The following is a 20,802-nucleotide window of genomic DNA, read 5'->3' on the forward strand; positions in this document are numbered from 1 at the left end:
ACGGGTTCGTCGACGACGGGCGTCGCTGTGCTGTCGAACCTACCGGGGTCGCGAGGGGTAAATCAATGCACGACCCGGGCGCACCAGGCGGCTCACGCGAGGTGGTCCCGGGTCCGCTCGGCGGCGGTGCGCAGGCGGCCGGCGTCGGGTCCGGCGGCGAGGACGGAGCGGCTCGCCGTCGGCAGCACGAGTGGCAGGGCGTCGCCGAACGCGCCGGCCAGTGCCTCCCGGCCCGCACCCTGGGCTCCGATACCGGGGGCGAGGATGGGTCCGTTCAGCGCCGGCAGGTCCAGTCCGAGCCGCTGGGCGGCGTCCCCGATGGTGGCCCCGACCACCAGACCCACGTGTCCCGGTGCCGGTCCGATGTTCTCCGCGGTCGCAGCGGCGGCGATGGAACGGGCGACCGATTCGGCCCCGCCGGCGTGCTGCACCGACAGCCCCTCCGGATTGGAGGTCAGCGCCAGCACGAACACCCCGCGGCCCGTGGCTGCTGCGAGCTCCAGGGCCGGGCGCAGGGACTCGAAGCCGAGATAGGGGTTGAGGGTGACGGCGTCGGCGGCGAGCGGTCTGCCCTCCCCCAGCCACGCCTCGGCGTAGGCCTGCATGGTGGAGCCGATGTCCCCGCGCTTGGCGTCCGCGATGGTGAGCACCCCGGCGTCGGCGGCGCGGGCGAGCAACAGCTCCAGGACGGCGAGCCCGCGCGCCCCGTGCCGCTCGAAGAGGGCCACCTGCGGTTTCAGTGCGGCGGCCACGGGTCCGACGGCGTCCAGCACCGCGAGCGCGAAGTGCTCCAGTCCCGCTGGTGTGTCCTCGAGCCCCCAGGCGGCCAGCAGCGCGGGGTGCGGATCGATGCCCACGCACAGGCTCCCCCGGGCGCTGCGGGCCGCGGCGAGCCGCTCCCCGAAGGATGCCCGGGGAGCCGTGGATGCCTCAGGATCCACGAGCAGCCCCGCTGGCGGCGTGCTGGGTCGCGGCGTACTGGGCTGCGGCGTGCTGGGTGGCAGCGTTCAGGGTTGCCGCCTGCAGATTCGCCGCATGCTCCTGCAGGCTCGTGACCGACCACTCGTACGAGCGCATGGCCTCGATCGCCTGGACCGCGGCACCCACCTCCGGGATGGTGGTGATGACCGGCAGCCCGTAGGAGGTGGCGGCCGCGCGGATCTCGTAGCCGTCCCCGCGCGCCTGCCCACCGGAGGGGGTGTTGATGATCATGTCGATCCCGCCCTCGGTGATGCGGTCCACGATGGTGCCCTCCCCGTCTGCACCGATGCCCTCGGCGACCTTGCGGACGGTCGTCGCGGGGATGCCGTTGCGCCGCAGGACGTCGGCGGTGCCGCCCGTGGAGACGATCTCGAAGCCCAGGTCCACGAGCCGCTTGACCGGCATGATGATCGCGCGCTTGTCCCGGTTCGCCACCGACACGAAGACCGTGCCCTGCACCGGCAACGCCGCATTGGCCGCGGCCTGGCTCTTGGCGAAGGCCGTGTCGAAGTACTTGTCGATCCCCATGACCTCGCCCGTGGAGCGCATCTCGGGACCCAGGAGCGAATCGACCACCCTCCCCTCCGGCGTGCGGAAGCGATTGAACGGCAGCACGGCTTCCTTGACCGAGACCGGGGCGTCCAGCGGGAGGGTGCCGCCGTCGCCCGCCGCCGGCAGCAGACCCCGCCCGCGGAGCTCCGCGATGCTCACGCCCGTGCCGATGAGTGCGGCACCCTTGGCGAGCTGGACGCCGGTGGCCTTCGAGACGAACGGGACGGTGCGGGAGGCCCGCGGGTTCGCCTCGAGGACGTAGAGCACGTCGGAGGCGAGCGCGAACTGGATGTTGACGAGTCCGCGCACCCCGACACCCTCGGCGATCGCCAGGGTGGCCACGCGGACCCGCTGCTGGATGTCGGCGCCGAGCGAGATGGGCGGCAGCACGCAGGCGGAGTCGCCGGAGTGGATGCCGGCCTCCTCGATGTGCTCCATGATGCCCCCGAGGTACATGTCCGTGCCGTCGTAGAGGGCGTCGACGTCGATCTCGATGGCGTCCTCGAGGAATCTGTCGATCAGGACCGGGTGCGCCTCGGTGATCTCGGTGGCATTGACGATGTAGCGGGCCAGATTCGGCTCGTCGTAGACGATCTCCATCCCGCGGCCGCCCAGCACGTAGGAGGGGCGCACCAGGACGGGGTAGCCGATGTCGTCGGCGATCCTCCGGGCGTCCTCGAAGGACACCGCCGTTCCGTTCTTCGGGGCGATGAGCCCTCCGGCGTCGAGCACGCGGCTGAACGCGCCGCGGTGCTCGGCGAGGTCGATCGCCTCGGGCGAGGTGCCTAGAATGGGGATCCCGGCGTCGGCCAGTTCCTGGGCGAGCTTGAGCGGGGTCTGCCCGCCGAGCTGCACGAAGACCCCGAGCACCCCGCCGGTGCGCTGCTCGGCCGCGATGACCTCCAGGACGTCCTCGAGGGTCAGCGGCTCGAAGTAGAGGCGCGTGGAGATGTCGTAGTCCGTGGACACGGTCTCGGGGTTGCAGTTGATCATCACGGTCTCGTGGCCGGCCTCGCGCAGCGCCATGGTCGCGTGGACGCACGAGTAGTCGAACTCGATGCCCTGCCCGATCCGGTTGGGACCGGAGCCGAGGATGATGATCGAGGGCTTCTCGTGACGGGCCACCTCGTCCTCCTCGTCGTAGGAGGAGTAGTGGTACGGCGTGTACGCCGCGAACTCGGCCGCGCACGTGTCCACCGTCTTGAACACCGGGCGGATCCCGAGGGCGTGCCGCACACCCCGGACCACGGCGTCGGGCATGGAGGTGAGGGCCCCGATCTGCTCGTCCGAGAAGCCGTGGCGCTTGGCCAGGCGCAGGATGTCCTCGGTGAGGTCGGTGGCCGAGCCCACCTGACCGGCGATCTCGTTCAGCAGCTGGAGCTGGTCGAGGAACCACGGGTCGATCCCCGTGGCCTCGTACAGGCGCTCCAGACTCGCCCCGCCGAGCAGGGCGCGCTGCACCTGCGAGAGGCGCTCGGTCGTGGGCCGCTTCGAGGCCTCAACGAGGGCGTCCACCTCGTCCGGCGCCACAGGGGCGAAGGACAGCTGGGAGCCGCGTTGTTCGAGCGAGCGGAGCGCCTTCTGGAGCGCCTCGGTGAAGTTGCGGCCCATCGCCATGGCCTCCCCCACGGACTTCATGGTGGTGGTGAGGGTGGGATCGGCGGCCGGGAACTTCTCGAACGCGAAGCGCGGCACCTTGACCACCACGTAGTCGAGGGTGGGCTCGAAGGAGGCCGGGGTCTTCAGGGTGATGTCGTTGGGGATCTCGTCGAGCGTGTAGCCGAGCGAGAGTTTCGTGGCGATCTTGGCGATCGCGAAGCCCGTGGCCTTCGACGCGAGCGCCGAGGACCGCGAGACCCGTGGGTTCATCTCGATGACCACGACGCGGCCGGTGTCGGGCTCGATGGCGAACTGGATGTTGCACCCACCGGTGTCCACGCCGACTTCGCGGATGACGGCGATCGAGATGTCTCGGAGGCGCTGGTACTCGCGGTCGGTGAGGGTCAGGGCGGGTGCCACGGTGATCGAGTCGCCGGTGTGGACGCCCACGGGGTCCACGTTCTCGATGGAGCAGACCACCACCACGTTGTCGTTCTTGTCCCGCATCATCTCGAGCTCGTACTCCTTCCACCCGAGGATGCTCTCCTCGAGCAGCACCTCGCTCGTGGGGCTGTACTGCAGGCCCTGGCCCACGATGCGGCGCAGATCCTGCTCGGTGTAGGCAAGGCCGGAGCCCAGGCCTCCCATGGTGAAGGAGGGGCGGACCACCATGGGGTAGCCGAGATCGTCCGCCGCGGCGAGGGCCTCGTCGAGCGAGTGGATGATGGACGAGCGCGCGGATTCGGCACCGCAGCGGGCCACCACGCCCTTGAACTTCTCGCGGTCCTCCCCGAGCTCGATCGCGGCTATGTTGGCGCCGATCAGCTCGACGCCGTATTTCTCCAGCACGCCGTTCTTGTCGAGGGCGATCGCCGTGTTGAGCGCGGTCTGGCCGCCGAGGGTCGGCAGGAGCGCGTCGGGGCGCTCCTTCTCGATGATCTTCGCCACGACCTCGGGGGTGATCGGCTCCACGTAGGTGGCGTCGGCGAATTCGGGGTCCGTCATGATGGTGGCCGGATTGGAGTTCACGAGGATGACCCGCAGGCCCTCCTCGCGCAGCACGCGCAGCGCCTGGGTACCGGAGTAGTCGAACTCGGCGGCCTGCCCGATGACGATCGGGCCGGAGCCGATGACCATGACACTCGTGAGATCGGTTCTGCGGGGCATCAGTTCACTTCCTGCACTGGGGAGCCGGGGGCGTTCGTCCCGGTCTGCTTCTCGGTCAGTATGAGCTCGATGAAGCGGTCGAAGAGGTAGGCGGAGTCGTGCGGACCGGCGGCTGCCTCCGGGTGGTACTGCACGGAGAAGGCCGGCAGATCCAGGCAGGCCAGGCCCTCCACGACGTCGTCGTTCAGGCTCACGTGGCTGACCTCCACCCGGCCGTAGGACCCGGCAGGCGCCTGCACGGGTCCGTCGAGCGGCGCGTCGACGGCGAACCCGTGATTCTGCGAGGTGATCTCCACCTTGCCCGTGCGGCGGTCCAGCACGGGCTGGTTGATGCCGCGGTGGCCGTAGGGGAGCTTGTAGGTGCCGAAGCCCAGGGCCCGCCCGAGGATCTGGTTACCGAAGCAGATGCCGAAGAACGGGATCCGCTCGTCGAGGACGCGGCGCAGGAGCTCCACCTGGGGCTCAGCGGTTTCCGGGTCGCCCGGTCCGTTGGACATGAACACGCCGTCGGCGCCGGTTGCGACGACGTCGTCGAACGTGGCCGTGGCGGGCAGGACCACGCAGCGCACCCCGCGCTGGGCGAAGTGCGTGGGCGTCATGGCCTTGATGCCCAGGTCCAGGGCGGCGACGGTGGCCACCGGCTCCGCGGCCCAGCCGTGGTCGGCGGGCTCGACGACGTACGCCCGGTCGATGCTGACCTCCTCTGCGAGGCGCAAGCCCGCCATGGAGGGCTGCTCGAGAACCTGCTCGACGAGCCGGGCGTCGTCGGACAGGACGTCGGCGCCGGAGAAGATCCCGGCGCGCATGGCGCCGCGCTCGCGCAGGTGCCGGGTGATGGCGCGCGTGTCCACGCCCTCGATGCCCACGACACCCTGGGTGCGCAGTTCCTCGTCGAGGCTCTTCTCGGAGCGCCAGTTCGACGGGCGGCGGGCGGCGTCGCGGACGATGTACCCGGCCACCCAGATGCGCCGGGACTCGGCGTCGGCGGCATTCACACCCGTGTTGCCGATGTGCGGTGCGGTCTGCACCACGAGCTGGCGTGCGTAGGAGGGGTCGGTGATGGTCTCCTGGTACCCGGTCATGCCGGTTGCGAAGACGGCCTCGCCGAGCGCGGTGCCCTCGGCGCCGTAGGAGCTGCCGCGGAAGATCCGCCCGTCCTCGAGGACGAGCACCGCGGGTACTTTCGGTGGAACTGTGCTCACGGGTGATTCCTGTCGTCGGCGGTGGGTGGTGCGTCTGTGGGGAGGAGCGCGGCGATGGCCGCGACGAGCTGGGATTTGTGGGCGGCGTGGCGTGTGCGGAAGCCGGTGTCCACGCGGTACTCACGGTCCGTGCCGGCGGGTCCGAGGCGCCAGGTCACGACGACGAGGCCCTCCTTCTCGACGAACTTGCCCGTCATGCCGCTCGTCAGCTGCACGGAGACCAGGTCCCCGCGCGGCATGAAGACGGACGGGGCGCCGGTCCGGGCGATCAGGACGCCGTCCGGTTGCACGGAGGCCACGGCGTTGCCGCGGAGACCCAGCCCGTGGACGGCGATGCGGTCCAGCCAGTCCCCCGCCGTCGTCGTGGAGACGTACTGGCCGTCCGCCTCGTAGAGGACCCGGCCCGGCTCGGCGGGTACCTCGGGTGGCGTGGGGACGTCGGACTGGCGGCGGAGGCGATTGCGCCAGCCCAGGGCCATGAGCGCGACGATCACCACGATGATGCCCAGCGGCAGGAGGGCCCAACCTACCTGGTCCATGCGGCGGCCTCCCGTGCCGGGGCGACCTGCCGCGGCGTCGCGAGCGCTCCGTCGAGGACCGTGGCGTGCCCGGCATAGAACGTGGCGCGGACACTGCCGGGCAGTTCCAGGCCGCGGAACGGACTGTTGCGGCCCTTCGTGGCCATCGCGGCCGGGTCGACCGTCCAGCGCGCGGCGGGATCGACGAGGATCAGATGCGCAGGTTCACCCGCCACGAGCTCCCGACCCTGGTCGTGGAGCCGTCCGATGCGCGCCGGGATCACCGAGGTGACGCGGGCGAAACCCTCCCAGTCCAGCAGGCCCGTTTCCACCATGGCGTGCTGCACCACGGACAGGGCGGTCTCCAGTCCCGTCATGCCCATGGCGGCCTGCGCCCACTCGCAGTCCTTGTGCTCGGACGGGTGCGGGGCGTGATCGGTGCCGACCACGTCGATGGTCCCGTCGGCGAGGGCCTCCCGCAGCGCCTGGACGTCGTCCGCGGTGCGCAGCGGCGGATTCACCTTGTACACGGGGTCGTAGCTGCGGACGAGTTCGTCGGTGAGGAGCAGGTGGTGCGGGGTGACCTCGGCCGTGACGTCCACGCCGCGCGCCTTGGCCCAGCGGATGATCTCCACCGAGCCGGCCGTGGACACGTGGCAGACGTGCAGGCGGGAGCCCACGTGCTGGGCCAGAAGCACGTCGCGGGCAACGATGCTCTCCTCGGCGACGGCGGGCCACCCGGTGAGGCCGAGGACGGCCGAGACGTCGCCCTCGTTCATCTGGGCGCCCTCGGTCAGGCGGGGTTCCTGGGCGTGCTGGGCAATGACGCCGTCGAACGCCTTGACGTACTCCAGAGCGCGGCGCATCAGCACCGGGTCGTGGACGCAGACGCCGTCGTCGGAGAAGACGCGGACGGTCGCGCGCGATTCGGCCATGGCTCCGAGCTCTGCGAGCCGCTCTCCCCCGAGCCCCACGGTCACGGCGCCCACGGGCCGCACGTCCACCCAGCCGGAGGCCAGGCCGAGGCTGTGAACCTGCTCCACCACGCCGGCGGTGTCGGCCACGGGTGAGCTGTTCGCCATGGCGTGGATCGCGGTGAACCCGCCGAGCGCAGCCGCGCGCGATCCGGTCTCCACCGTCTCGGCGTCCTCCCGGCCCGGTTCGCGCAGATGCGTGTGCAGATCCACCATGCCGGGGAGCGCCACGAGCCCGGTGGCGTCGATGGTCACCGCCGACGGCGAAGCCTGGGCCGCGGCGGTGTCGCCGACGGCGGCGATGCGGCCGTCCCGGAGCAGGAGATCCGCGCTGGTCTTCCCCAGGATCGAGGCGTGCCGGATGAGGTATTCGGTGCTGGTGGCGTGCTGTGTGGTGTCGGTCATCGCGTGGTGCGGCCTTCCGGGATGGGCAGGTCATGGGGCAGCGAGTGGGTCTCGTCGTCGCGCGGCTCGTCGTCGTGCGGGTCGCCGGACAGCAGCAGGTAGAGCGCGGCCATGCGCACCGAGACGCCGTTGCGGACCTGGGCGAGGATGGTGGAGCGGGGCGAGTCGGCGGCGGCGGAGATCTCTAGCCCGCGGTTCATGGGGCCCGGGTGCATGATCACGGTGTCGTCGAGGCCCATGATGTCCAGCAGGGCGAGCCGGCCGTCGTCGAACCCCCAGCGCCTGGAGTACTCCCGCGTGGAGGGGAAGAACGCGGCGTTCATGCGTTCGGCCTGGAGGCGCAGCATCATGACGGCGTCGGGACGCTGGGCTATGGCTTCGTCGAGATCGTAGAACACCGTGCAGGGCCAGGAGCCGATGCCCACGGGCAGCAGCGTGGGCGGGCCAGCGAGCAGCACCTCGGCGCCGAGCGTGGTCAGGAGCCACACGTTGGAGCGCGCCACGCGGGAGTGGAGCACGTCCCCGACGATCAGGACCTTCATCCCGGCGAGCGTGGTCCCCGCCGACGGGGTGCCGCCGATGCGTGCCCAGTGCCGGCGCAGCGTGAACGCGTCGAGCAGCGCCTGGGTGGGGTGCTCATGGGTGCCGTCGCCGGCGTTGATCACTGCCGCGTCGATCCAGTCGGAGGCCGCGAGCCGTGCGGGGGCGCCCGAGGCCGGGTGGCGGATCACCACGGCGTCGGCGCTCATGGCCTCGAGGGTCTGCGCCGTGTCCTTCAGCGACTCGCCCTTGGACACCGAGGAGCCCTTGACGGCGAAGTTGATGACGTCGGCGGAGAGCCGTTTCGCTGCGGCCTCGAAGGAGATCCTGGTGCGGGTGGAGTCCTCGAAGAAGAGATTGACCACGGTGCGTCCACGCAGGGCCGGGAGCTTCTTGATCTCGCGCTCCCCCACGGCGGACATCTCCTCGGCCACGTCCAGCAGGCGCAGGGCGCTCGCCGCTGAGAGATCGCGGGTGCTCAGGAGGTGCTTCATGCGCGGTCCTCGATGACGACCTCGTCGGCTGCAACGCCGTCGAGCCCGTCGATCTCGCCCAGGTGCACGCGGACGCGTTCGCGGGAGGACGTGGGGAGGTTCTTGCCCACGTGATCGGCGCGGATAGGCAGTTCGCGGTGTCCGCGGTCCACGAGGACGGCCAGACGCACGATGCGGGGCCTGCCGAGGTCAGCGAGGGCGTCGAGTGCGGCGCGGATGGTGCGGCCGGAGTAGAGGACGTCGTCCACGAGCACCACGACCTTGTCGTCGATGCCCGACGGCGGTAGTTGGGTGGCCTGCGGTGAGCGGGTGGGGTTGCGGCGGAGATCGTCCCGGTACATGGTGACGTCGAGCTGGCCGGTGATCAGATCAGGATCCACGGCGTCGTCGACGGCGGCGATCTTCCGGGCGAGGCGCTGGGCCAGCGGGAAGCCCCTGCGGGGGATGCCGAGGAGGATCAGATCGGCGCTGCCCTTGTTCGCCTCGAGGATCTCGTGGGCGATGCGCGTGAGGGCGCGGTCCATATCTGCTGCTGCGAGAACAACGCGCTTGGTGATGCCGGATTCGGGGGCAGGCATGGTCATGACACGCTTCCTCCTTCCCCGCCTCACAGGACGGAATTTAAAGGCTGGTTGCGGGATCAAAGCTAGCACAGGGACGGTTGCTGGCTGGGCGGGATTGGGTATGACGGCCGCGGGGCCTTGGCCCACCGCACATACGTGACACTCTCTCCAACGGAGCGGACATCCGATGAGCAGGCAGCCGCGCCAGGGCAGCCTTGGCTGGCTCAGCGAGTAGAGCGCGGGGACGACGAACCAGGTTGCCTGGACGAACCTGTACCCATCCTCCGCGGTGAGAGTCGCAGCAAAAATACCCGCCGAATCGGGGACACACCAAACTCTCCATCAAACACGGCGAGGTCAAGGACCTCGGCGTGGGCTGCATCCTCGAACTCCGCGACCCGAACACCATTGCTCTCGAGCTGTCAGCCCCAAGGACTGGATGACGGGTGAGTTGGTGCTCACTCCACTTTGGGACGGACTCCTGCAGGCAGGAATCCGTCCCAACTCATCGGTACCGCTGCCGGTCAAGCGGCAGGGAATCGTTCCCAGACACGGTGCTGAGCAAGTAATACCTTCAGCTGCTCCACGACTGCTGACGTGTCGTCGCCGACAACTACTCCGGGAGCGGTCGAGGGCACTCCCGCCGCTGCAAGAGCGTTCGCGGCATTACCCCACCCGCCCAATGCTTTGGCGTGGCGGTATGCTTCAGCGAGCATAAGGCTGGCTCGGGGGTCTACCGACGCGTACCCAGTGGGATCTCCTGCCTTGGCATCACGGCTGTCCGTCGCGTCGCTGCCGGGGGCGCTGGAACCGGCAACGAGGATCGCGTCGAACTCGGTGGAACGCGCGGTGAGCCAGGTGCGCTGCACCACGATCGATGTGCCGAGCTTCCCCCCCTTCGGCGCAATCACCAAGGGCACCATCCCCGCAGCATGAATGTCCTGCCGGACACTATCGATCGATTCCAGGTCGCTGGACTCGTCGGCGATGATGCCGATGATCCGCCCATCGATCGGCCACGTCTTACCGATCTGGGAGAGAGCGGGACTCGCTGCGGATTCCTCCATCGTCACCGTTGAAGCAGGGGTGGGCAGTCCTAGGCCCTGGGCAACTTCAGCGCAGAGCCGCTCGTCGATGTTGGCCAGGCTCTGCAGTTGCCGAATCCGGATGTTCTCCTCATAGCATTTGCCCAGTTCGAAGGTATACGCCTGGATGACGTGGTCCTGCTCCACTTGGGTCAAGGACCGGAAGAACATCCCGACCTGGCTGAAGTGATCATCGAAGGTGGCCGGGGATTCACGGACCTTCCGGGAGGCGGGAAGCTCCTGCGGCACCTCGATGTAGGCGTTCATGTCCTCCCCGGCCAGGAAAGGGCACCCGCCGTCGAGCGAGTTGGGCTTGTAGGGTGCCACACCACCGTGGACAGCTGTCTGATGCATTCCGTCACGAAGCATGTCGTTCACTGGTGTGAGCGGCCGGTTGATGGGGAGCTGGCTGAAGTTCGGCCCGCCGAGCCTCGAGATCTGGGTATCGATGTAGGAGAACAGACGTGCCTGCAGCAACGGGTCATTCGTGACATCGATGCCGGGAACGAGGTGTCCCGGGTGGAAGGCGACCTGCTCGGTCTCCGCGAAATAGTTGGTTGGGTTCGCGTTGAGTGTCATGGTGCCGATGATCTGTACCGGCGCGAGTTCCTCGGGCACGAATTTCGTGGGGTCGAGAAGGTCGATTCCCTCGAACATCTCCTCAGGGGTGTCCGGAAAAGTCTGGATTCCGAGATCCCATTGAGGGTAAGCGCCGGCCTCGATGGTGTCGGCGAGGTCGCGACGGTGGAAGTCCGGATCCATGCCGTTGATGATCTGAGCCTCTTCCCATACCAGGGAGTGCACGCCCTGCCGTGGCTTCCAGTGGAACTTCACCAATGTGGTCTCACCGGCCTCGTTGACAAGCCGGAAAGTATGCACACCGAATCCCTCCATGGTCCGGAAGGACCGTGGGATGCCCCGGTCTGACATGTTCCACATCGTGTGGGCCTGCGCCTCCGTATGGAGGGACACGAAGTCCCAGAACGTGTCGTGCGCGCTTTGGGCCTGCGGGATCTCCCGGTCCGGGTGTGGCTTGGCGGCGTGGACGACGTCGGGGAATTTGATGCCGTCCTGGATGAAGAACACCGGAATGTTGTTACCCACGAGGTCATAGGTACCCTCGTCGCTGTAGAACTTCGTCGCAAACCCGCGAGTGTCCCGAACCGTGTCCGCGGAACCACGTGAACCAAGGACCGTGGAGAAACGGACGAAGACCGGCGTTTCGGTTCCCGCGCCGAGGAAGCCGGCCTTGCTGACCCCGACGCCGGCCCCATTGGCGACGAAAACGCCGTGCGCTGCAGCGCCTCGCGCGTGAACCACGCGCTCGGGAATGCGCTCGTGATCGAAGTGGGTGATCTTCTCCCGCAGGTGATGATCCTGCAACAGGATCGGACCGCGCGGACCTGCCTTCAGGGAATGGTCCGTCTCACGCACCCGCGTGCCCTGCGCCATCGTCAGGAAACGCCCACTCTGCGACACTGCTGTCTTCGCAGCACCCGTGGGAACACCGGTCGGCGACACCGTCTCCGGCGAATCCTGGTCAGGCTTCGGAGGAAGCGGCTCACGGGGCTCGATCGGCTCCACGAGGGAGGGAGCCTCGACCGACGATGCACCCGGAATGGGCACATCGACATCGGACGGGTTGTGACGAGTATGGTCTTCGTTCCTGGACACTCGAGCCTCCATACGGTTGCCGGACGGTCCCGCAACGGCGCCAAGACCCTCACATCATCCTACTGGAACTACCAGGGGCGGCTTGTGAAAGAGGTGAAAATCCGACGCCAAGGTCACTTCCAGCGAGCGCAGATCCAAGGTGTGAGCGCGGGGTGCATGTGATGTCCTGAGACATCACCCCGATCCTTTCTACACACCTCTCCTTATGGCTCAACCTCTGTCCCGCCTCGCAGAACAGATTGGCCGCAGCAGTAAACCATCACGGCGATGCCCGGTCCTCATCACCTGGGGCCTCGGCCTGGTCATCGGCGGACTGCTCGCGAAGGAGGTCGCTGCACAGACCCGGGCCAAAAGGATGCCCCTGCACTGTCCCATGCTGGTCGCGGTAGGGTCTCCGGCTTCGTGGTCTGGCACATGGGCTACTCCGGCTCGGGCCCACTGACTGCCGCCACGGAGGGCTCGTTCAGCGCCGAACAACTCGACCGCACCCTCCCTGTTGCGAAGACGACGTTTTCCTGATGGAGCATCACCGCCACCATCGCCACGGTGGTCCTGGTTGCCGGTGCCCTGGCGCTGGTGGCACCGAAGGCCGGCGAGCGGATCATCGACCTGCAGATCGATCGGCCTCGTGTCCGACGGCATCGTGAGCATTGCCAGCCCCTCGACGTTCGGCGTCCTCGCACTGTTCTCCGACGGCCTCGTGAACTTCTTCGTCCCCTCCGACGGTGGACAGTTCGCGGTGCAGGCCCCGATCATGCTCGACGCCGCAGCCCGGCTCGAGGTGGACCCGTCGGTGGCCATCATGGCGATCTCCTACGGGGACCAGCGGACCCCCGTCCTGTCACCCCAGGGACGAACCGCTGCAGGAGAGCGCCGTGGCAGCCGGCACCGCACCGGAACGGTATTCTTCACTGTCGTTGCACCTCTCCACCTGACCTGACGGGACCTGATGTTCGTGACCAGTTCGTACGGCGATCGTGGGCGCCGTGCGTCCCATGCCGAGCAGTGACCTCCTCGAGCACAACAGCGTCGACGCTGGTGGTCATTCCCGCGTTCGGTTCGCCCGAGCTGACCGATGCGGTGGTGCATGATCTGTGCCGCGACGGGAACGATCTGGACCCGGACGTGCGCATCGTGGTGGTCGACAACGCCGGGGACTACGTCCTCCCGCAGGGGCGCATCTCGGTCCATCGCCCAGGGCGGAACCTGCGGTGGATCGGCGCCGCCAACTGGGCCCTGGAGACGTCGTCGCGCGAGGGACATGCGGTCTGCGTGGTGCTGAACAATGACATCCGGCTCTCTCCCGGGTTCCTCGATGGACTGCTCGCGCCGTTCTCGACGACGGACGACATCGCGCTGGCCGCTGCCTGCTACGACGATTTCTGGCTCCACCAGCGGGCCCACACCATCCCGTCCACCGCCGCGGAGTATGTCCCACGCGATGTGCTGCGTGACGTCGACTTCTGTGACGGCACCGCCATCGCGTTCGCAGTGCCTGCCGTCGTCGAGCTGGGGGGTCTCGATGAGGTGACCTTCCAACGCCATGGCTACGGTGCGGACATCGACCTGGCGATCCGGGTGCGGGCGGCCAGGCTACGGTGCGTGGTCACGGAGGGCGCCTACGTCTCGCACCTGCGGCGGCAGACGATGAACCGGACCGGTCAGAGCTCCGAGGGCAACCGGGCGGAGATTTTGGACGGGCTGAATGCCAAGTGGGGCGACACCTGGCGGGCGAACGTGGGGCTCGGACCGGACTCGTTCCCAGCCCACAACGTCGGCAGCGGCGCGTCGTGGTACCTGAGCCCTCCGGTATGGTGAGCCGTCCCAGGGCGTGCCCGGGGCGGATCATCTACGCGGGCTTCGCCACCGCCCACCACAGCGGAGGGGTGCACGTCATGACCCAGCACGTCCGGCTGCTGCGTGAGCGTGGCCACGAGGCCTGGTTGTGGCTGCCTGATCCTGCTGACCGTACCGACTGGATCGCGGATGACGTACCGATGGTATTCGGTGCCACCACTCCGATCGGCGCCGACGACCTTCTGGTGGTGCCGGAGACACCGACCGTCCACGGACGCGATCCGGCACCCGGCGGCCGCAAGGTCATCTTCAACCAGAACCACTTCTACACCTTCGCCGCAGGCGCTCCCGGCGATGATTTTCCTGGGTGGGCGCCGGCACCGGCGATGTGGGTCGTGTCCACCGAGAGCCGGGACGTGCTGGCCGCCGTGCTGCCCGGACTGCCGGTGAGCGTGGTGCCCAACCCGGTCGACGGCGAGCTGTTCGCGCCCGTCACGACCGAGCAGGTCCGAGTGAGCTGGTTCCCCAGGAAGCGGCCCCGGGAGGCTTCCCTGCTCAAGCGCCTGCTGGCCGGCGACTCTCGGCTCGCCGGGGTCGATCTGGTGGAGCTGATCCACACCCCGCGCGCCGAGGTGGCCGCCACCCTAGCCGCCTCAGCGATCTTCGTCGCCCTCGGGCACACCGAGAGCTTCGGTCTGCCGGTCGCCGAAGCGCTGGCCTCGGGGAGTCTCGTGGTCGGCTACGACGGCGGCGGCGGGCACGAACTGTTCGAGGCACCCGGTGCCTGGAGGGTCCCGGACCAGCGACCACTGCTCCTCCGTGACCAGGTAGTGGACCTGGTCCAGAACATCGAAGCCCTGTCAGCGGTGCGCGCCGCGAACCGCCTCTGGGTGCTGGACCGCTACACGTTCGCCCGGACCGGCGCAGCGCTGGAAGAGGCGGTCGCGGCAGCGCGGGTCCGGCCCGGAAGCGACGCCGTGGCCGTCCATCCGGCTGCCTGGCTCGACACCCTCGGTCCGCACTTCACGGCGTACGCCTGAGGGCTCAGTCGGCGCCCTTCGCCACGTTGATGAGGTCCTCGCCGGCCACGTACCGGCGCACCTGCTCATTGACCAGCGCGAAGGCCCGCGGACCGGACTGCGCGATGAAACCGGCCGCATGCGGGGTGATGATCAGATTCGGCGCCGTCCACAGCGGGTGGTCTGCGGGCAGCGGCTCCGGCTCCATCACATCCAGGGCCGCCCGCAGCCGGCCGGACGTCAGCTCGGCGAGCAGCGCTGACGTGTCGACGATCTTGCCGCGGGCTACGTTGACCAGTAGGGCGCCGTCGGGCATCCGGGACAGGAACTCGGCATCCACGAGTCCGGTCGTGTCCGGGGTGAGCGGAACGGTCAGCACCACCACGTCAGCTTCCGGCAACAGGCTCGGCAGCTCCGAGGTGGCGTGGATGCCGTCCCGTGCAGTGTGCGCCACGAGCACCGGGACAGCGTCGAAGCTCCGCAGCCGGCGGGCGGTCTGCTCTCCGAGGTCGCCGGCGCCGATGATCAGAACCCGCTTGTCACGCAGGTCGTCGGCCTCGATCGGGTCCCACCGGCCCTGTCGCTGCTCCTCGATGAAGTGGGGCAGCTGGCGCAGCGTGGCCAGGACGACGGTGAGGACCAGCTCGGCAACCGCAGAGCCGTGCACACCGCGCGCGGTGCACAGGGAGACGCCGTGCGGGACGTGGTCAATGATGTCCTCCACGCCGGCGCTCGTCAGCTGGGTGACCTCGAGCTTCGGCATGGCGGCGAACTTGTAGTCGAGGTTCGTGGAGTCCTCTACCTGCGGCACCCAGAAGACGGTCTCCTCCAGACGCTCGGGCTTGTCGCCCTCGCCGTCCCAGACGATCACCTCCACTCCGTCGGGAAGGGTTCCGAGGAGGTCTCGGGCGTTCGAATCGGGGACGCATACGATAGTCACCGCTTAAGTGTAGTCACCACCCTGACCGCGCCTCAGCTAGTGTGTTTTTGGGGACTTCTACAGAAGTACGAAATTTTTTCCCGGCATGGGAACTACCAGTGCCGGCTCATCAGTTGTGCAGATCAATGCGGCTTTGAAGGCAGAATCGAACTCCTACAGGAGATGTGCCATGGATACCACGCAGCTCGCCTACCCACGCCAGGAGCAGGACCTCGCCGGTGAGGACACCCGGCTCCGCAACTGGGCCAAGAACTCTCGCCTGGGTCCAGCCGGTTCGGTGTTCGCTCCGGCCACGGAGTCGGAGCTGTGCGACTTCCTGTCCACCAGTGACGGCGCGGTCCGGATGATCGGGAGCCGAATGTCGCCCGGCAGGATGATGCAAGTGGCGAACGGGAGCGGCACGCTGCTCGACCTGAGCCGGCTCAGTGGCCTGATCTCGAGCACCGACAACACCGTGACGTTCGCCGGTTCCACCCCGCTGGCCGATGTGTACGCGTTCCTCACCGCGCGGGGGCAGATGCTGGACGCTTCGCCCGGGGTGATCGCGGAGCAGACTCTGGCAGGCGCCCTGTCCACCGGGACGCACGGTCAGGGGCTGCAGCAGAGCTCGATCGCGGGCTCCGCGCTGTCGATCCGCGTGGTGCTGGCCGACGGCACGGTCGCGGAGTACGCGCAGGACCACCCGGACTTCCCCGCCGTCCAGCTCGGCCTCGGCTCCCTGGGCGTCATCACCGCCGTGACTCTGCGTGCACGGGAGTCGATGATCTACACCTGCCTCAAGAAGGCCGTCGACGCCGATACCCTGGAAACGGACCTGGAGACCTGGAACCGCGACAACCTCATGGTCAAGGCGTGGTGGTTCCCTCAGGAGAACCAGGTCCAGGTGTGGACCGCCAACGAGGCGTCGGACGACGACGTGGTGCGGTATCGAGCCGAAGACAGCGAGTTGCTGGAGCATGCGACCACCAACGCGACCATGAACGACACGGTGGAATCGACGTTGCGGCAGTTGCGCGATGATTCCAGAGGACTTGCCGACGACGGCAAATCGCTCCGTACCGTAAGCCGCTTCCGGGACTTCACCGACGTCACGGGTGATATCTACCAGGTGTTCTGCCGGGGCATCGCGACCCCGCAGATCAACGTCGAGATCGGCATTCCGCTGGCCAGAGCCGGAGCGGTGATCAAGAAGATCAAGGACTGGCACGCACAGACGCGTCCCCGGATGCACTACCCGGTGATCCTGCGCTGCACCGGCGCGTCCGAGGGGTGGCTGAGCCCGTCCCACGGCCAGGACACCTGCTACTTCGGCTTCGTGGTCTACTACTCGGCCGATGGCTCGCTGTCCGAAGAGGGCGACAGCTTCCTCCGGGCAGTGGAGCGGGCCCTGGCCGAGGAGGGCGGCCGCCCCCACTGGGGCAAGTACTTCGACGAGTCCCTGTACGACTGGCCTGCGATCTACCCGCAGTGGGAAGCCTTCCGGCGGGTCCGCGAGGCACTCGACCCGCAGCACCGCTTCGCAAATGTGTTCACCGCGGCCCTGCTCGACTGATTGGACCCGGCCACCATGACAGGAGCACCATCGATGAACGCCTGGGTGACGTTGCTGACGCAACCCGACTACGTGGTCGGGGTCCGGACGCTGCGGGCCTCGCTCGAGGCCTCCGGCAGCACCACCCCGCTCGTCGTCATGGTGACCCAGGGAATCGACGAGGAGGCCCGGCGCCTCCTGCAGGACGACGGGTGCCTCCTGCACGAGGTGGCGCCGCTGCGTCCGGCCGGAGGGTCGACCGACAGCTACGCCAACTCCCGGTTCGCGGAGGTGTGGACCAAGCTGGCCGTGTGGGGACTCACGGAGTTCGAGCGTGTCGTCTTCCTGGACGCCGACATGCTGGTGATTCGGACCATGGATGAGCTGTTCTCGCTGGACCTGGCCGACGGGGCCATTGCCGCCTGCCACGCATGCCGCTGCAACCCGAACCGGATCGCGAGCTATCCTCCGAGCTGGACGCCCGAGACCTGCTTCTACACCTACTGCCGGGGCGGGGATCATGTCACCGAACCGGGTGCGACCGACAACTACCTCAACGGCGGCTTCCTCGTGCTGTCGCCTGACGAGGCGGTCCTCGCCGAGATGGTGGGGCGGCTGGCGTCCGTGGACGATCTGTCGCGTTACCCGTTCGCCGAGCAGGACTTCCTCAACGAGTTCTACCGCGACCGCTGGCAGCCGCTGCCTTATGTGTACAACGCGCTGAAGACCCTGCCGCACCAGCACCCACAGGTCTGGGACCCGGCAGCGGTGAAGAACATCCACTACATCATCGACAAGCCGTGGGCCAAGCCCCTCGACCCCACCGACCGGTACGTCGAGGTGAACCGCCTCTGGTGGGAGATGGCCGACACCCTGGGCGCACCCGTTCCCTCCTGATTTCGGCGGTCGAAGCACCGGACGTTCGACTTCGCGTCGTTGCCTCGAAGGAGCTGGCTACACCCCCACCGTCGTGGAGTGCGGACCGTAGGAGGCCAGGACATTGCCTCTGCTCGTCGTCGTGACCTCCTGTAGCGCGAGTCTCGTGACGGGATCCGCGGGTTCGAACAGGTGGCGGCCCGCGCCCGCGACCACCGGGTGGGTCATCAGGGTCAGGGAGTCGAGCAGCCCCGCAAACAGGAGCTGGCGGACCAGCGAGATACTGGCACAAACCGCGATCTCGCCGCCCTCCGTCTGCTTGAGTGCGCGAACGAAATCCTCGAGTGGCCGGTCCATGAGGGACGCGTTCGTCCAGTCGAGCTGCCCCGAGAGGGTGCGGGACGCCACGAACTTCTCGACAGGATTGATGAAGGAGCCGAAGGGGTCCGTCGCTTCGGCCGTCGGCCAGTGCTCGGCCCATTCCTCGTAGCCGCGACGTCCGAGCAGCACAGTGTCCACCCTGCTGATCATGGCGCCCATCCCGGCACCGAGCTCGGCATCGAAGCTGTCGAGCTGCCATAGATGGGGAGATTCGACCACTCCGTCGACGGAGGCGAAGAGGCCTGCTGTGACTCGACGCATGGGAGTGCTCCTGTCCGACGGAAGTGCTGCTGTCCTCCAGTAGACGGCACGCAGTGCCGTGAGTCACCACTCCACGGCGAATCGCTACGCCCCGCACGACTTCCATGAGGGCTGCCAGGACCGAAGGAGCCCGATCGACTTCATGTCCAGATCGAGCGTGTCATTCACGGACATCGCAGGGAAGCTGTCAAGAAGAAGAATCGCCGCCTCGCCACCTCCCTCCTGTGTCCGCGACGGGTGCTATCGTCTCCTCCGGAATATGTGACCTAGGCAACATATTCGCCTCCCAGGGCTCTCGACCCGAGGAGGCACTTGCTCCGACTGGGACATTTCACAAAGGAGAACCTTGAATCTCACCACTCATACCCGGAGGCTGCGGTGCGCGATGGCGCTCGCCGTGACCACTGCCGTCGTGCTTGCTCCCGTGAGCGCGCAGGCCACCACCGACACGACCGCGGCCTCATCGACAGCGAGCACCTCGTTCTCGTCCTCCCCCAGCGCCGACGGCACGGCGAAGAAACTCGACGACCGCGCCGATCCCGCCGCCGAGCAACGCCGTGACCTGAACCGGCAGGCCGTGGAGAAGGTCATCTCCGGCGAGGCGAAGGTGGAGAACCGTAACGGGTCCAAGGCGGTCAAGATCGCTCCGGGCCAGTGGGCACAGTACGGGCTGCAGGACAGTGACCAGATTCTCTCCTTCCTCGTCGATTTCGGGGACCAGGTGGACCCGCGCTTCCCCTCATCGGCACTTGGCCCCGCCCATGACTCCATCCCTGAGCCGAACCGTGCGGTGGACAACTCCACCAACTGGTCCGACAGTTTCGACCGCGAGCACTATCTCGACATGTTCTTCTATGAGGAGGACGAGTCCCTCAAGGGTGTCTACGAGGAGATGTCCAGTGGCCGGTACACCGTCGACGGTGACGTCAGTGAATGGGTGACCGTTCCCTACAACTCGGCCAGCTACGGGCAGACCGAGAGCCAGGCGGACATGACCCGCTTCGTGCAGGACACCGCCAACGCCTGGTACGACGCGCAGATCGCCGCCGGCAAGACGCCTGCCGCGATCGACGCCTACCTTGCGACATTCGATCAGTGGGACCGCTACGACTTCGACAAGGACGGCGACTTCGACGAGCCCGACGGGTATATCGATCACTTCCAGGCGATCCACGCCGGGGAGGGTGAGGAAGCGGGCGCGGCAGAATCGGCCATCTGGTCGCACCGCTGGTCCGTTGGCCAGGCCGGCCGCGGTACCTCCGGTCCCGCCGCCAATCCGTACGGCGGCATCAAGATCGGTAACTCGAAGGTGTGGATCCGTGACTACACCACCGAGCCGGAGAACGGCGGCCTCGGGGTGTTCGCCCACGAGTTCGGCCACGACCTCGGCCTGCCCGATCTCTACGACACGAGTGGTGGAGAGAACGGCACGGGCTTCTGGACCCTCATGAGCTCCGGCTCCTGGCTCGGCCACGGTGACGGCGCGATCGGTACCACCCCGAACCACATGGGCGCCTGGGAGAAGCTGCAGCTCGGCTGGCTGGACTACGAGACAGCCACAGCAGGAGCGAAGTCGACCCACAAGCTCGGCCCGTCGTACCACGCCACGAAGGCGCCGCAGGCCGTTGTCGTGAATCTTCCCAAGGACGCGGCCGGCAACAACCGCTTCTACATCGCGGAGAACCGCGTGTACGCGGGCTACGACGCCACGCTTGCCGTTGGACCGTACAACTTCGGGCGGGGTCTCACAGCTCCCGACACCGTTGAGCACTACGCCTACCAGGACGGCCTGAGCATCACGTACTGGAACACGGCGCAGCGCAACAACAATACGCGCCAGCACCCCGGAGCAGGCCTCGCGCTCCCCGTCGATGCACATCCGAAGGCCATGACCTGGTCCGACGGCACCGTGGTCCGCAATAGGATCCAGAGCTTCGACGCCACCTTCGGCAAGCAGGCCACCGACGCGCTCAGCCTTACCCGCGAGACAGCCGCCGGCCTCACCACCCTCACGGCACGATCGCAGCCGGGTGTCGCAGTCTTCGACGACACCGATCCCAACGCCTACTACGACACGGCGAATCCCCAGGGATCCGTCGTCGTCGCCGGCACCGGAACGAGGATCGAAGTCAAGCAGTCGAACTCCACCGGCATGCTGACCCTGCACGTTCGATAGGGCATCGGCGTCAGAACACCTAGGAGGAGCCGGGAGTGATCTCCCGGCTCCTTCCGTATGAAGCGGC

At 67.8% G+C, this 20,802-nt stretch carries 16 protein-coding genes; 6 read left to right on the plus strand and 10 right to left on the minus strand.

The features are described 5' to 3' along the window. Positions 1-92 precede the first annotated feature (92 nt). The 8 genes from pyrF to FQ377_RS05350 all read right to left on the minus strand — a co-directional run bounded on the left by pyrF (position 93) and on the right by FQ377_RS05350 (position 11,754). Entirely contained in the window at positions 93-941 is an 849-nt protein-coding gene (gene pyrF / locus FQ377_RS05315; RefSeq protein ID WP_148600224.1) for an orotidine-5'-phosphate decarboxylase, read from the minus strand. Further along, on the minus strand, positions 931-4,299 hold the full coding sequence (gene carB, locus FQ377_RS05320) for a carbamoyl-phosphate synthase large subunit (RefSeq protein WP_148600225.1): 3,369 nt from the start codon (positions 4,297-4,299) through the stop codon (positions 931-933). Before carB ends, pyrF begins: the two co-directional genes overlap by 11 nt. Continuing rightward, complete coding sequence (carA, locus tag FQ377_RS05325; protein WP_148600226.1) at positions 4,299-5,501, minus strand: glutamine-hydrolyzing carbamoyl-phosphate synthase small subunit; 1,203 nt, start codon at positions 5,499-5,501, stop codon at positions 4,299-4,301. Before carA ends, carB begins: the two co-directional genes overlap by 1 nt. Next, positions 5,498-6,040, minus strand: a complete 543-nt coding sequence (locus tag FQ377_RS05330; protein WP_148600227.1) for a PH-like domain-containing protein — start codon at positions 6,038-6,040, stop codon at positions 5,498-5,500. Before FQ377_RS05330 ends, carA begins: the two co-directional genes overlap by 4 nt. Next, positions 6,028-7,398: a dihydroorotase gene (locus FQ377_RS05335; RefSeq protein ID WP_148600228.1), complete on the minus strand. Its 1,371-nt coding sequence runs from the start codon at positions 7,396-7,398 to the stop codon at positions 6,028-6,030. The genes FQ377_RS05330 and FQ377_RS05335 overlap by 13 nt, the downstream gene beginning before the upstream one ends. Continuing rightward, on the minus strand, positions 7,395-8,432 hold the full coding sequence (locus FQ377_RS05340; protein WP_148600229.1) for an aspartate carbamoyltransferase catalytic subunit: 1,038 nt from the start codon (positions 8,430-8,432) through the stop codon (positions 7,395-7,397). The genes FQ377_RS05335 and FQ377_RS05340 overlap by 4 nt, the downstream gene beginning before the upstream one ends. Continuing rightward, complete coding sequence (pyrR, locus tag FQ377_RS05345) at positions 8,429-9,010, minus strand: bifunctional pyr operon transcriptional regulator/uracil phosphoribosyltransferase PyrR (RefSeq protein WP_148600532.1); 582 nt, start codon at positions 9,008-9,010, stop codon at positions 8,429-8,431. Before pyrR ends, FQ377_RS05340 begins: the two co-directional genes overlap by 4 nt. A 509-nt stretch (positions 9,011-9,519) precedes the next feature. Then, complete coding sequence (locus FQ377_RS05350; protein WP_316245915.1) at positions 9,520-11,754, minus strand: catalase; 2,235 nt, start codon at positions 11,752-11,754, stop codon at positions 9,520-9,522. A 562-nt stretch (positions 11,755-12,316) separates the two neighbouring features. Between FQ377_RS05350 and FQ377_RS15110 the strand changes: the two genes are divergently transcribed. The 3 genes from FQ377_RS15110 (at position 12,317) to FQ377_RS05365 (ending at position 14,591) form a co-directional block, all read left to right on the plus strand. Further along, positions 12,317-12,694 (plus strand): TIGR00366 family protein, encoded by a 378-nt coding sequence (locus FQ377_RS15110; RefSeq protein WP_262364291.1) that lies wholly within the window; start codon positions 12,317-12,319, stop codon positions 12,692-12,694. A 65-nt stretch (positions 12,695-12,759) separates the two neighbouring features. Next, positions 12,760-13,572, plus strand: a complete 813-nt coding sequence (locus tag FQ377_RS05360; RefSeq protein WP_187393263.1) for a glycosyltransferase — start codon at positions 12,760-12,762, stop codon at positions 13,570-13,572. A gap of 77 nt (positions 13,573-13,649) precedes the next feature. Beyond that, a complete protein-coding gene (locus FQ377_RS05365; RefSeq protein ID WP_148600231.1) occupies positions 13,650-14,591 on the plus strand; it encodes a glycosyltransferase in 942 nt (313 codons plus the stop codon). 4 nt (positions 14,592-14,595) lie between these two features. On the opposite strand, the gene FQ377_RS05370 is transcribed toward FQ377_RS05365, so the two are convergent. Further along, the gene (locus tag FQ377_RS05370; RefSeq protein ID WP_148600232.1) at positions 14,596-15,510 is read right to left on the minus strand and encodes a 2-hydroxyacid dehydrogenase; all 915 of its coding nucleotides are present in this window, start codon (positions 15,508-15,510) and stop codon (positions 14,596-14,598) included. A gap of 169 nt (positions 15,511-15,679) precedes the next feature. Between FQ377_RS05370 and FQ377_RS05375 the strand changes: the two genes are divergently transcribed. Further along, the gene (locus FQ377_RS05375) at positions 15,680-17,062 is read left to right on the plus strand and encodes a D-arabinono-1,4-lactone oxidase (RefSeq protein WP_148600233.1); all 1,383 of its coding nucleotides are present in this window, start codon (positions 15,680-15,682) and stop codon (positions 17,060-17,062) included. Positions 17,063-17,077: 15 nt separating this feature from the next. After that, a complete protein-coding gene (locus FQ377_RS05380) occupies positions 17,078-17,938 on the plus strand; it encodes a glycosyltransferase family 8 protein (RefSeq protein WP_222861842.1) in 861 nt (286 codons plus the stop codon). A 57-nt stretch (positions 17,939-17,995) separates the two neighbouring features. Here the strand turns inward: FQ377_RS05380 and FQ377_RS05385 are convergent, their stop codons facing one another. Then, positions 17,996-18,559 (minus strand): dihydrofolate reductase family protein, encoded by a 564-nt coding sequence (locus FQ377_RS05385; protein WP_148600234.1) that lies wholly within the window; start codon positions 18,557-18,559, stop codon positions 17,996-17,998. 385 nt (positions 18,560-18,944) lie between these two features. Between FQ377_RS05385 and FQ377_RS05390 the strand changes: the two genes are divergently transcribed. After that, positions 18,945-20,735 carry an immune inhibitor A domain-containing protein gene (locus FQ377_RS05390; RefSeq protein WP_148600535.1) on the plus strand — a complete coding sequence of 597 codons (1,791 nt, stop codon included), beginning with the start codon at positions 18,945-18,947 and terminating at the stop codon, positions 20,733-20,735. The last annotated feature ends 67 nt before the right edge of the window (positions 20,736-20,802 follow it).

It is taken from the genome of Arthrobacter echini (assembly GCF_008107445.1).
GTDB classification, from domain to species: Bacteria; Actinomycetota; Actinomycetes; order Actinomycetales; family Micrococcaceae; genus Arthrobacter_D; species Arthrobacter_D echini_A.